At 52.4% G+C, this 12,377-nt stretch carries 11 protein-coding genes and 1 tRNA gene; 3 read left to right on the top strand and 9 right to left on the bottom strand.

From position 1 onward, the window contains the following. Positions 1-1,046 precede the first annotated feature (1,046 nt). From CJO09_RS09330 to cysS, 6 genes are all read right to left on the bottom strand, one after another. Positions 1,047-1,139 (bottom strand) — tRNA-Ser (locus CJO09_RS09330). 63 nt (positions 1,140-1,202) lie between these two features. After that, positions 1,203-2,489 (bottom strand): aspartate kinase, encoded by a 1,287-nt coding sequence (locus CJO09_RS09335; protein WP_119442120.1) that lies wholly within the window; start codon positions 2,487-2,489, stop codon positions 1,203-1,205. A 65-nt stretch (positions 2,490-2,554) separates the two neighbouring features. Next, positions 2,555-3,571 carry a tRNA lysidine(34) synthetase TilS gene (gene tilS / locus CJO09_RS09340; protein ID WP_119442121.1) on the bottom strand — a complete coding sequence of 339 codons (1,017 nt, stop codon included), beginning with the start codon at positions 3,569-3,571 and terminating at the stop codon, positions 2,555-2,557. Between the two features lie 21 nt (positions 3,572-3,592). Beyond that, complete coding sequence (locus CJO09_RS09345; RefSeq protein WP_119442122.1) at positions 3,593-4,558, bottom strand: acetyl-CoA carboxylase carboxyltransferase subunit alpha; 966 nt, start codon at positions 4,556-4,558, stop codon at positions 3,593-3,595. A 33-nt stretch (positions 4,559-4,591) separates the two neighbouring features. Beyond that, complete coding sequence (locus CJO09_RS09350; protein ID WP_119442123.1) at positions 4,592-5,239, bottom strand: DNA-3-methyladenine glycosylase family protein; 648 nt, start codon at positions 5,237-5,239, stop codon at positions 4,592-4,594. 21 nt (positions 5,240-5,260) lie between these two features. Beyond that, on the bottom strand, positions 5,261-6,709 hold the full coding sequence (gene cysS / locus CJO09_RS09355; RefSeq protein WP_119442124.1) for a cysteine--tRNA ligase: 1,449 nt from the start codon (positions 6,707-6,709) through the stop codon (positions 5,261-5,263). Positions 6,710-6,827: 118 nt separating this feature from the next. On the opposite strand from cysS, the gene CJO09_RS09360 reads away from it, so the two are divergent. The 3 genes from CJO09_RS09360 to CJO09_RS09370 all read left to right on the top strand — a co-directional run bounded on the left by CJO09_RS09360 (position 6,828) and on the right by CJO09_RS09370 (position 9,021). Next, positions 6,828-7,487: a tetratricopeptide repeat protein gene (locus CJO09_RS09360; RefSeq protein WP_147404914.1), complete on the top strand. Its 660-nt coding sequence runs from the start codon at positions 6,828-6,830 to the stop codon at positions 7,485-7,487. 231 nt (positions 7,488-7,718) lie between these two features. Further along, positions 7,719-8,228: a peptidylprolyl isomerase gene (locus CJO09_RS09365; protein ID WP_179950531.1), complete on the top strand. Its 510-nt coding sequence runs from the start codon at positions 7,719-7,721 to the stop codon at positions 8,226-8,228. Beyond that, positions 8,194-9,021 carry a UDP-2,3-diacylglucosamine diphosphatase gene (locus CJO09_RS09370; protein WP_119442126.1) on the top strand — a complete coding sequence of 276 codons (828 nt, stop codon included), beginning with the start codon at positions 8,194-8,196 and terminating at the stop codon, positions 9,019-9,021. The genes CJO09_RS09365 and CJO09_RS09370 overlap by 35 nt, the downstream gene beginning before the upstream one ends. Positions 9,022-9,048: 27 nt before the next feature. Here the strand turns inward: CJO09_RS09370 and CJO09_RS09375 are convergent, their stop codons facing one another. Genes CJO09_RS09375 through CJO09_RS09385 form a run of 3 tightly spaced genes read right to left on the bottom strand, consistent with a single transcriptional unit; the run spans position 9,049 to position 12,354 of the window. Next, on the bottom strand, positions 9,049-9,915 hold the full coding sequence (locus tag CJO09_RS09375) for an undecaprenyl-diphosphate phosphatase (protein ID WP_119442127.1): 867 nt from the start codon (positions 9,913-9,915) through the stop codon (positions 9,049-9,051). A gap of 27 nt (positions 9,916-9,942) precedes the next feature. Next, positions 9,943-11,541, bottom strand: a complete 1,599-nt coding sequence (locus CJO09_RS09380; protein ID WP_119442128.1) for a TerC family protein — start codon at positions 11,539-11,541, stop codon at positions 9,943-9,945. A 21-nt stretch (positions 11,542-11,562) separates the two neighbouring features. Continuing rightward, positions 11,563-12,354 (bottom strand): inositol monophosphatase family protein, encoded by a 792-nt coding sequence (locus tag CJO09_RS09385; protein WP_119442129.1) that lies wholly within the window; start codon positions 12,352-12,354, stop codon positions 11,563-11,565. Positions 12,355-12,377 lie beyond the last annotated feature (23 nt).

Here is a 12,377-nt window from a genome sequence, read left to right on the forward strand (position 1 = left end):
CCCGCAAGGGCAATTACCTTTGCGGATTCTTAAAAATTAAATGCCAGAACGTTCTGGCGGCGATAAATGAAATTCTTCAAGTAAATTCCGAATCCACTGTTAGCTTAGTTGGTGGAAATATTGAATTCCCATATGCACTAAATCTACTCCTAAGTGGGGTAGTTAAATATCGATATTCATTCTACTTCCCCGATGGAGAATGGAAACGTAACCTCATACCTGATTTGAGAGAAGTTCTGCGTACTGTCCCCCATTACCAAATCACCATTGCAAGGACAATCGATAGCAAGAGGAGCAAGAAACGCCTTAGAGACGCTGAACCACAAATCTATTTAATGACTTTCAGTTATGGACGGATTGACTACAAATCCTATCCGCAAGTTGCCGAGTTTCTTCGCAAGAATGATGTAAAGCTTAAAAAAGATGGATTTCCTATGAGGGAAGAAAGGATTTGGTTTTTCGCTAAAAGGCTCCGTGACAACCCCCTGGATGATTTCAATTCTTACCTAGGAGATGATCACAATTTAAAGAGGCTAACTGAGCTAAACAAGGCTCAGAGGCCAAGCCCAGTAGTCCCTCTACCTCGTTTACCAAGGAAAAATGCAAAAAATCAATCCTGGCCTAAAGGTGCTGAAGATGACGAGAACGAGCTGGACATCAATTTTTGACGCCAACCCTTGAACACACAAGCTTTAGTAGCTAGATATTTGCAAAAAATGGCATTTTCTACCCCTCTACAGCCACTAGGCGCTAAGCGCTGTAGCCCTATATACAAGGCTTGTAAAACAGGCCCTGAATCAGAGAATAGATCGTTCTGACTTTTACAGTCCAAGCCAAGGCTGAAACTGATGCAATTAAGAGTTTGAAGCGACGACGACGCGAAGCCTTAGTGACACCACTACATCAAAGCCGCACCTGCGTAACGCATGTTCACTCTGGGAGCTTTAGAATAGGAGAATATAGCCACATGATTGGGTAGAAAACCTGGGTAGAATCGAACAAAAAAAATCCTCGTAACCCGTTGAGTTACAAGGACTTTTCAATATTGGCGGAGATGGAGGGATTCGAACCCTCGATACGGGTATAAGCCGTATGCTCCCTTAGCAGGGGAGTACCTTCAACCACTCGGCCACATCTCCAGTTAAGCTCAATATTCTAGCATAAGAATACGCACTTAATTCATGCCTTAGAGGTGAAACTACTTAAGTTTCGTCAGTTTCATCCACCACAGGAATATCGCCGTCTTGGTCGAGCCCAAAAGCTTTGTGCAAAGCACGCACGGCCAATTCCATGTATTTATCGCTGATCACCACCGACGTTTTGATCTCGCTGGTACTGATCATTTGAATATTAATGCCCTCTTCACTTAGCGTGCGGAACATAAGGCTGGCAATACCGACGTGGCTGCGCATACCAATACCCACCACCGATACCTTGCAGACTTTTTCGTCGGCCTGAACTTCGCGTGCACCAACGGCAGGCGCGACCTGGTTCTTCAACACTTCAAGCGCACGAGGGAAGTCGTTGCGGTTTACGGTAAATGAAAAGTCGGTTGTGCCATGAACCGATTGGTTCTGCAGGATTACATCGACGTTGATATTGGCCGCGGCAACAGGACCAAGAATTGAGTAGGCAACGCCCGGCTTATCCGGAACCGCCAATAGCGTCAGTTTGGCCTCATCACGGCTGAAGGCAATGCCCGAAACAACGGCTGCTTCCATTTTCTGGTCATCCTCAAAAGTAATTAGAGTGCCTGAATTCATTTCCTCTTCAAGCGGCATCAGGGGGTCGGTAAGCGACGACAACACACGCACTGGAATGCGGTATTTACCGGCAAACTCAACTGAACGAATTTGCAGCACCTTGGAACCCAGCGACGCCATTTCCAGCATTTCCTCAAAGGAAATAACGTTTAACCGACGGGCCTGGGGTACAACACGCGGGTCGGTGGTATAAACGCCATCGACATCGGTGTAAATCAAACATTCCTCAGCACCAATGGCAGCGGCAATGGCCACCGCCGAGGTATCCGAGCCGCCCCGCCCCAACGTGGTGATATGACCTTCGTCGTTGATGCCTTGGAAACCTGTTACGACGACTACACGACCTTCGGACAGGTCGCCTTTAATGCGGGTGTCGTCGATAGAGGTAATACGCGCTTTCGTATAGGCGGCATCGGTTTTCACAGGAACCTGCCAACCGGTATAACTGCGGGCCGGAACGCCCTGCGCCATTAACGCCATCGCCAGCAGTGCGCTACTGGCTTGCTCGCCGGTTGCAGCCAGCATGTCTTGCTCGCGCTCATTCGGCTGCGGGGAAATTTCCTTGGCCAAGCCGAGCAAACGATTCGTTTCACCCGACATGGCGGAAGGCACCACTACAACCTGGTGCCCCGCTGCATGCCACTTGGCCACCCGCTTGGCCACGTTCTGGATGCGCTCAACCGAGCCCATCGAAGTACCGCCATATTTATGAACTATCAGGGACATCTTTTCCTCTGAATTGTGTGTGTGTTGTCGCTAATGTCCGACAAATAAAACCATCAATTGTAACATCAGCAGCCGGTTTTGCCGACCCCCTGCAGGCATACCCGACCTTTTTCGCAACTGATAATATGGCCTGCATGACGCAAACGCATATGGCGATCATGCCCCAAGGCGTGCAGATTGCGCAGCTGTTTGATGAGCTCATTCAAGCGTGCCTCGGAAGGCATCGGCAAGCCATGAAACTGAAGCCAATAACGTAAAACATGCGATTGGCGGGCCGGGCTTAATGCGCGCCACCGCGCCAGGGCAAAACTGGTTTTATCCGCCGAAGGTTCCAGTGTGTCGAAATCGTTTAACGCGACTTCCTGAAGAATTTCACGGGCTTGCGCGCTTTGCCGCGCATGGCGCACGACATTTGCCCGCCAAGCCGGCCAACGCTCATCGAGTTCCGGCACTAAACGGCCTCGCAACGCGCTACGGGTATAGTGATCTTGGTGGTTACTGGGGTCGGCAACCGGATACCAGCCGGTTTGCGCAGCATATTCATCCGCCACTGCCTCAAGGGTTTTACGTGGCACATCAAGCCACGGGCGAATCAGACATAAATCACCCCGCGTAGACACAGGCGACATGGCAGCCAGGCCATGCGGGCCGGCACCACGCAACAACCGTAATAAAACCGTTTCCGCCTGGTCGTTTTGATGATGGCCCAGCAATAAATGCGAAACCTGCACTTTGTCGGCAAGCTGCGCGAGCGCGCGGTAACGACCTTCGCGCGCCGCCGCCTCTATACCCTTTCCGCCTTTTAATTCAATGCCGATGCGAATACTGTGACAGGGCATTTGAAGTTGGTGCGCCAGATCGTGCACGCGGTGCTGCCATTGATCGGCCGCATCGTGTAACCCATGATGAACGTGAAACAGGTGCAATGTTATGCCATGGGCACGCGCCCAATAGCAAGCATGTACTGCCAACATAGATGAGTCGACACCACCACTGACGGCCACACCCAGCGACCTCTTCGACGACGGCGCCTGGGCTACAGCTTTCTTTATGAGGTCGACCAGGCCTGGATCAGGAAACATGGTGCCCTGGCACGCAACGGATTAAGCGCGCGCCTCTTGGTAGCGGCCATACGACATCAACCGCTGTAAACGATGCTCAAGCATTTGTTCGGTCGTCATGTTGGCCACCTGACGATACGCGTCGGCCAGCGCACGCCCAAGGCTGCGCGCCATGGCGACCGGATCGCGATGGGCACCGCCAACCGGCTCTTCAACCACCTGATCGACCAGGCCCAACTCTTTCAAGCGGGGAGCCGTAATAGCCAAAGCTTCAGCCGCTATGGGGGCCTTGTCGGCACTGCGCCACAAAATGGAAGCACAGCCTTCAGGAGAAATAACGGCATACGTGGCGTACTGCAGCATCATGACGGCATCGCCCACCGCGATGGCCAAAGCGCCACCCGAGCCGCCTTCCCCGATAATGGTCGTAATAATCGGTACACGCAACTCAGCCATTGCATACAAGTTATGCCCGATGGCCTCGGATTGACCACGCTCTTCAGCACCGATCCCGGGATAAGCGCCCGGTGTATCCACGAACGTAAATACCGGCAAACGGAATTTTTCCGCCAAGCGCATCAAACGCATGGCTTTGCGATAGCCTTCCGGACGCGGCATGCCAAAATTACGCATTGACCGCTCTTTGGTGTCGCGCCCTTTCTGGTGGCCAATCACCATACAAGGTGTCCCATTGAAGCGCGCCAAACCACCTACGATTGACTGGTCGTCGGCGTACATGCGGTCGCCGTGCAACTCGTGAAAATCGGTAAAAAGCTCGCGGATGTAATCAAACGTGTACGGCCGTTGCGGATGACGGGCAACCAGCGCGGTTTGCCAAGGTGTCAGTTTTGCGTAGATACTTTTTGCAAGCGTCTGGCTTTTCTGTTGCAGGCGCCCCACTTCGTCTGAAATATCCACTGCCGAGTCGGCCTGCACGTAGCGCAATTGCTCGATCTTGTGCTCCAGCTCGGCCAGAGGCTGTTCGAATTCGAGAAAGGTATTTCGCATAAGTACTTTGTTTTCCAGTTTGGTTTTACGACTTTAGTGCGACTGGGCACCGGAATCAAGGCTGCGCCACATATACCATGTTGCAACCGTACGCCAGGGTGCCCACGCCTGCGCTACCTCGCGGGCCTCAAAGCGCGAAACAGGCTCACCACTAAAGTAGTGTAAAGAAATTGCCTTAATCAAACCAGCGTCGTCCAGCGGCAATACGTTGGGTCGCTGTAAATTGAAAATCAAAAACATTTCAGCCGTCCAGCGTCCGATGCCCCGAATCGTGCACAACGAAGCGATGACCTCTTCATCATCCATCCCGGCCCAGGCGGCAGGGCGAACTTTCCGTTCAGCAAACCGCACGGCCAAATCGGATACGTACTCCGCCTTACGCCGAGACAACCCGACACTGCGCAATGTATCGAGATCGTGCTTCAAAACGGCGGCCGGCGAAGGGCGGCGGCCGCATAAGCCCGTGAACCTGCCCCATATACTATCAGCAGCCTTGGTTGACACCTGCTGACTAATGATGGCCCGTGCCAATGTCATGAAAGGCGGGAAAGGCGGCTTTAAACTATCACTTTGGTAAGCCGGAATAATTTTACGAAGAATTCGGTCTCGTCGCATTAATTGCTTCGATGCCTCATCCCAAAATTCCGGTTTATGTGCAGGGACTTCCAATTGATTGGACATAAAGTTGTTCAGCTACCTATTCTATGCCCGCCGCCACTGGGTGACACCACCCGGCTTATCCTCAAGCTCAACCCCGGCCTGGCGTAATTGTTCGCGAATCATGTCTGCGCGGGCAAAATCACGCGCCTTTTTAGCTGCGCTACGTTCCTCAACCAACGCGTCGATGCGCGAATCATCGAACGTTTCGAATGATTCAGACTGGCCAATATAGCGGCTTGCGCAGCGCGAATAAACCGCCGGATCCACCTGTAACAGCCCCAGAACCGCACCCAACGCCTTCAACAAACCCGCAACGCGCGATGAACCCGTGCGATTCACCTCGCCGGCCAGTTCGAATAAAACAGCTACCGCACCCGACGTGTTGAAGTCATCGTTCATTGCATCGCGAAAACCCGACACTTCGGGTGCCGACCAATCGATTTCAACGTCTTCCGGCGCAACATTCAATAGCGTTTGATACAACCGGTCGAGCGCATTTTGGGCATCGCGCAGATTATCGGGGGTGTAATTCTGAATACTACGATAATGATTGCGCACGATGAAAAAGCGCAACATTTCAGCTTCGCGCGCATTGGCTTGATACTGCGCAGCACTCTCATGGATAGCGCTGGCCGCGGCGATGGTGTCGCGAATCGTACGGAAGTTACCCAGCGACTTCGACATTTTGTCGGCATCCACCATCAACGGACCGCAATGCATCCAGGTATTGGCCAGTTGTGTACCGAAAGCCCCTTCGGACTGGGCTATTTCGTTTTCATGGTGCGGAAATTTCAGGTCGGGCCCACCACCGTGAATATCCAGTGGAATTCCCAGCAAAGCGCGACTCATGGCCGAACACTCGATGTGCCACCCCGGGCGCCCCAGACCATAGGGCGACGACCACTTCGACTCTTCCGGCTCATCTGGTTTGGCCGACTTCCACAGCACAAAATCAAGCGGATCCCGTTTATCGGAATCAACGGCAACCCGTTCACCGGCCCGCAAATCATCAAGCGACTTGCCCGACAACTTGCCATACCCTTTAAAGCTTCGTACAGCGTAATTCACATCGCCACTGTTTGCGCGGTATGCCAAGCCTTTTTCTTCAAGGCGACCGATAATATCGAGCATGGCACCCACGTGCTCCGTCGCCAGAGGCTCGGAATCGGGTGGCTGCACGCCCAATGCCGCCTCGTCGGCGTGCATGGCATCTATGTAGTAAGACGTCACCTCGCCCAGCCGCTGTCCTGTTTGCACCGCTTTGCGAATGATCTTGTCGTCGATATCGGTAATATTGCGCACATAATGTACGTCGTAACCTAACACGCGCAGCCAACGTTGAATAACGTCGAAACTAACCAGCATGCGGGCGTGCCCCAGATGGCAGTAGTCGTACACGGTCATGCCGCATACATACATGCGGACACGGCCTGGTTCTACAGGTTGGAAAGGCTCTTTACGCCGGGAAAGGGTGTTATAAATGTGCAGCATCTGCGCTATGGCTCGCGTTTGAGTTTCAAGCAAGGCTAAAATGGCGGTCGATAAGTATAGCAATTCCACATGGAACCGGCTTTTGTGGCTGGATACCTTTTTTTCACAGGACACATCAGTGCGTCAAATTATTGGTCGAATTTGTTTATCTGTCATTCTGGCACTGCCCGTATTTGCGGTTCCATCGCAAGCCATCGCCCAAACAACGGACAATGCAGATGAGAAACTTTTTAACGACCCGCCTGCCGCCGATAAGGGCTGGCAGGGGCTGGCCAACGTCCTCGAAGCGCTCTCACCGGGCGTGGACACCTCGCTACCGCTAACGCCTTCTCAAATTACCGACCGCATTGAACAAATGATTAACCAGGGGCGAGCGCAAGAAGCATTGGAAATTATCCAGAAACGCAAAGCCCAACGCGCAGAATCGCAAGCGCTGGGCGAAGATGTGCAACTCATGTTTCTTCACGCGCGGGCCCTGGCTGCCACCGGGCGCGAAAATGAGGCTGAACAAATCTATCGCGACATGACCATCACCTACCCTGAGCTGCCTGAGCCTTGGAATAACCTTGCTTCAATTTACATTAAGCAAAAACAGCTTGATCGGGCCCAGGACGCGCTCTCAATGGCACTTTCCGCCTTCCCCGAGTACGATTTGGCCCGATACAATTTAGGCCAGGTGCAGCTTATGCAAGCCTACGAGTCTTTCTCCCAGGCGAGGCAATCAGGTATTGCAGATGCAGCCCAGAAAGCACAAGAAATCCAACGCATCCTGGAATAAGCATCAGTGCCGACATTGGCTTTGGCCAACTGCATCCGCAGGCCCGATTCATTTCCGCATCAAATGACAACCGTCTTTAATCGTTTTTTTGCCGCTTTCGCCGCCATGACGCAATTTACAAAAAACCTGTTTCGCAACGCTTTCTTTCTTTTGTTCCTAATGGCGTTTGCCACGTTTCTGAGTAGCGCGACAGCTGCCAATTCCAATAATCACTCAACACAAGGTGAGTCCATGAGCAACCAACCTCAAGTTCGCATACAAACCAATCACGGTGAAATGCTGATTCAGCTAAACGCCGAAAAAGCCCCAAAAACCGTTGAAAACTTCCTGACGTACGTACGCGAAGGCTTCTACGACGGCACAGTTTTCCATCGTGTCATCAATAATTTCATGATTCAGGGCGGTGGGTTCGAAGCCGGAATGAAACAAAAAGACACTCACGCACCTATTGAAAACGAGGCTGATAATGGCCTGAAAAATAATCGCTACACGCTGGCAATGGCGCGTACCAGCGACCCACATTCAGCCACAGCGCAGTTTTTCATCAATGTTTCAGACAACGACTTCCTGAACTTTACCGCCCCTACCAGCAACGGCTGGGGCTACGCCGTGTTTGGCGAAGTCATCGAAGGTACGGAAGTCGTCGACAAGATTAAAAACGTCAGCACTGGGAACAAAGGCTTCCATCAAGACGTACCCGTCGAAGATGTCATCATTGAAAAAGCCGTTGTTGTCGAATAAGCTTGAACTAACCGGCACTGTCTGGTTGGCCTCAGATATTCATCTGGGGCCGGACACACCCAAAACCTGGGCGCAATTTTCCGCCTTTCTTCAGCGCGCCGGCAACGAGGCCGACGCCTTGATTATCGGCGGTGATTTATTCGATGCCTGGGTCGGTGACGATGTCGCCCTGAACACCCCTTCCGAGTGGCTAGCCAACGTATTGAATCAGTTGGCCGACACCGGCAGAAAAACGCAGTTGTATATTGCACGGGGTAACCGCGACTTCCTGATCGGCCGGCAATTGTGTAACCGCATTCACGCAACACTATTGCCTGAGCCGGCCTTTATTCAAACCGATTTTGGACCCATTCTTTTCACGCACGGCGATGAGCTTTGCACAGACGACAAGTCTTATCAACGCTTTCGAAGCGTCGTGCGCAACCACACCGTTCAGAAATTATTCTTTTCGTTGGGTATGCCGTTGCGTGAACGTATCGCGCGCATGGCACGTCAACGCAGCATGCAGGCCAATAAAACGAAACGCGCCGAAATTATGGACGTTAACGCGGTCGCAGTGAAAGATATGTTCATGAACTACGATATAAAAACATTGGTTCACGGCCACACACACCGCCCGGCTGTTCGCGTATTCGACCTGGGTCAAAGTGGTGTCCTGCGACATGTGGTTTTACCCGACTGGGACTACGACCACAGCGAAAGCCCCCGAGGAGGCTGGTTGCACATTACAGCCGATACATTGAAGCTGGTTAGTACAACCAATCACGACTTTCCGATATTCGAGCGCCCCTGATATTTATTGGGCGATCAGTTTTATTGATCAGCCACCCAGGCTTAACCAGATCAGAACCACAATGCCCAAGGCGATGCGATACCAGGCAAACGGGCGATAGGTGTGTTTGGCGATAAATAACAGCAGCGCTTTAACCAACACCAGCGCGCTAAAGAACGCGGCTACGAACCCAATTAAAATTGCACTGGTTTGTTCGCCCGACAACGCCGAACCGTGTCGGTATAAATCGTAAACTGTGGCGCCCAACATGGTTGGAACTGCCAGAAAGAACGAAAATTCGGTGGCTGTTTTACGCTCGATACCTGCCAGCATCCCACCGATAATGGTCGCCCCCGAACGCGATGTTCCCGGAACCATTGCAATACATTGGGCGCACCCCACCGCCAGCGCCTGCTTCCACGAAATCTCTTCCAGCGCCTGGGTTGAACGACGCTTGTCCGTGCCGCCGTCAGACCGCGACCCTGAATCAGCAAATTTTGCAAACTGCGGCTTGCGCTCAACCCACAACATAATCAGCCCACCCAGTATCAGGGTGACAACAAAAATACCGGGGTGATGAAACAGCATTTTGATGTATTGAATCGCCAGCGCCCCAATAATCGCCGCCGGCAAAAATGCAATGATCAGATTCCGGGCAAACGCTACTTCAGTACGTTCACGTCGGTAAGTACCCCAGATCAATTGCCAAATACGATGACGAAAAATCCACACGACCGCCAAAATCGAGCCAAACTGGATCACGACTTCGAACACTTTTGCATCACCTGAATCGAAACCGATCCATTCACCAATTAATAACAAATGCGCCGTGCTGGAAACCGGTATGAATTCGGTAAACCCTTCCACCACCCCCAGAATCAAAGCCTTCAGCAGATACCACGTGTGTTCCGTCATATGTACGACCTATCTTCCTTCACTACACTACGAAGCCTCGGATACGGCATCGCTATCGGGCATAACAGGAGATCGCTCGACCAGAACCGTCGCAATCCGCCGCCCCTCAAGACGCAATACTTTAAAAGTAAACCTGGCATGCGGTCGCTCAAGCTCGCACGCATCGCCCGGTGCCGGCAAATGGCCAAAGCGCCCCAATAAGTAACCGGCCAATGTTGAATAACCCTCTTCATCGTTAACCAAACCATCGGTTGCCAGTACTTGTTCCAGATGGTGAATATCGGCGGCACCATCAACCTTCCAGCGATTCTCATCTTCCTGAATAATATCGGGCGATTCGTCTTCGTCGGGAAATTCACCGGCAATTGCCTCAAATACATCGATAGGCGTCACCACCCCTTCAATCGTGCCGAACTCGTCGGTAACCAAAACCAATTGCCCCCGCGAACGTTTAAGCGTTTCCATGAGTCGCAATGCACCAATGGACTCATGCACAATCAGCGGATCACGCAGGCGCGACAACTTTACATTGCCCGACGTCAGAATATCGGTAAGCAATTCTTTCGCCCGCCCGATACCGATTACCTCATCGAGAGAACCCCGACACACAGGGAAAAAGCTATGCGGCGTTTTAATAATTTGCTGCCGGATATCGTCGGGGGAATCATCAAGATTGATCCACGACACATCGTTGCGCGGCGTCATGATGGAATGGATATTGCGATCAGCCAGTGTTAATACGCCACTGACCATGTTGCGCTCTTCCTCACCAAAAACCTGGGCGGCCGCCGGCGCAGCCTTGTCTGTTTGCGGTTGCTCGGGCCCGATTAACGGCTTACGCCCCAGCATGCGCATAATGCCCTCTGCTGTGCGCTCACGCATGGGCCGGTGCTGCTCTTCTTTTTTTCGATTGCGACGGGCAACCTGGTTCAAGGCTTCAATAAGAACCGAGAACCCGATGGCCGCATACAAATACCCTTTAGGAACATGAAAGCCGAACCCTTCAATAACCAGGGAGAAACCAATCATGAGCAAAAAGCCCAGGCATAACACCACGACCGTTGGATGCGCATTTACAAATTTGGTCAGCGGCTTGGAGGCAAACAACATAACCCCAATGGCAAACACCACTGCGACCATCATTACCGACAACTGCTCGACCATCCCCACTGCGGTAATGACAGCGTCGATTGAAAAGACGGCGTCCAGAATAATAATTTGAGTAACGATCAGGCCGAAGCTGGCATGCAAGCGTGCGCCGGATGCGTGTTGGGCACGGCCCTCAATACGCTCGTGCAGCTCCAGTGTGCCCTTGAACAGCAGAAAAAAGCCGCCCAGAATCAGAATGAGATCGCGGCCGGAAAAATCAACAGGCCCTAACGAAAACAACGGCTGGGTCAGCTTGATCATCCAGGACATGAGCGTCAGCAAAGCCAGGCGCATGATCAACGCCAAAGACAAACCCATGATCCGGGCACGATCTTGCTGATGAGGAGGCAGTTTATCGACCAGAATGGCGATAAAAATCAGGTTATCGATACCCAGAACCACTTCCAGGACGATCAAGGTCGCTAACCCGACCCAAGCCGCGGGGTCACCCAGCCAGTCGAAACCAAATGTTTCCATTAGTTGCGTCCCCGCATTAATTTACTTGGCATTCAAATGTGCCAGCATTTGCGTGAAAATTTTTGGGCTGCCGGCAATAACGCTGCCGGTTTCATACCAGTTTTGCTCACCGTCAAAATCGCCTATCAGACCGCCGGCCTCCAGAATCATCAGCCCGCCGGCGGCGAGGTCCCAGCGTTTGAGATTCTTGCCGCAAAACCCGTCGATGCGCCCACTGGCCACATAAGCAAGATCAAGCACCGATGCACCCATACGACGCACGCTGGCGCAGCCCGATAACAGGTTGGCCCAGCGGGAGTCGGGCGACACCCCACCGCCGGAGTCGGGAACATACGCGCTTAACATGGCATCGTGATAACGCGTTAAGCCCGATACCCGAATGCGACGGTCATTTAAAAATGCACCGCCGCCACGACTGGCGGTAAACAACTCATTTCGACTGGGGTCGTAAATAACCGCCTGAACGACTTGCCCCTGATGCGCCAAAGCAATTGAAACAGCATAGACCGGGTAACCATGAATAAAATTGCTCGTCCCGTCGAGGGGGTCGATAATCCATTGATATTCGGGGACTCCGTTAACGGTGTTTCCCGCTTCGTGCAGGCCCGACTCTTCGCACAAGAAACCATGTTCAGGGTAGGCAGTGCGCAGCAAGTCGATAACGGCCTCCTCAACGCTTTTGTCCACTTCCGTGACATAATCTTTAGGCCCCTTACGTGCCACGTGCAAACGCTCGAGGTCCAGGCTGGCGCGGTTGATAATTGCGCCGGCGCGGCGTGCCGCCTTAATGGCGGTGTTAAGCATGGGGTGCATAAAATTCCGTTTTTAATAACAAA

This window comes from Neopusillimonas maritima, from assembly GCF_003576595.1.
Taxonomy (GTDB): domain Bacteria; phylum Pseudomonadota; class Gammaproteobacteria; order Burkholderiales; family Burkholderiaceae_B; genus Neopusillimonas; species Neopusillimonas maritima.

What these genes read in the sequence shown, in the direction of transcription:
- CJO09_RS09370 (WP_119442126.1), top strand. Translation starts at nt 8,194, where the DNA reads ATGTCATCATTGAAAAAGCCGTTGTTGTCGAATAAGCTTGAACTAACC.
- CJO09_RS09385 (WP_119442129.1), bottom strand. Translation starts at nt 12,354, where the DNA reads ATGCACCCCATGCTTAACACCGCCATTAAGGCGGCACGCCGCGCCGGC.
- cysS (WP_119442124.1), bottom strand. Translation starts at nt 6,709, where the DNA reads ATGCTGCACATTTATAACACCCTTTCCCGGCGTAAAGAGCCTTTCCAA.
- CJO09_RS09365 (WP_179950531.1), top strand. Translation starts at nt 7,719, where the DNA reads ATGAGCAACCAACCTCAAGTTCGCATACAAACCAATCACGGTGAAATG.
- tilS (WP_119442121.1), bottom strand. Translation starts at nt 3,571, where the DNA reads ATGTTTCCTGATCCAGGCCTGGTCGACCTCATAAAGAAAGCTGTAGCC.
- CJO09_RS09350 (WP_119442123.1), bottom strand. Translation starts at nt 5,239, where the DNA reads ATGTCCAATCAATTGGAAGTCCCTGCACATAAACCGGAATTTTGGGAT.
- CJO09_RS09345 (WP_119442122.1), bottom strand. Translation starts at nt 4,558, where the DNA reads ATGCGAAATACCTTTCTCGAATTCGAACAGCCTCTGGCCGAGCTGGAG.
- CJO09_RS09335 (WP_119442120.1), bottom strand. Translation starts at nt 2,489, where the DNA reads ATGTCCCTGATAGTTCATAAATATGGCGGTACTTCGATGGGCTCGGTT.
- CJO09_RS09380 (WP_119442128.1), bottom strand. Translation starts at nt 11,541, where the DNA reads ATGGAAACATTTGGTTTCGACTGGCTGGGTGACCCCGCGGCTTGGGTC.
- CJO09_RS09375 (WP_119442127.1), bottom strand. Translation starts at nt 9,915, where the DNA reads ATGACGGAACACACGTGGTATCTGCTGAAGGCTTTGATTCTGGGGGTG.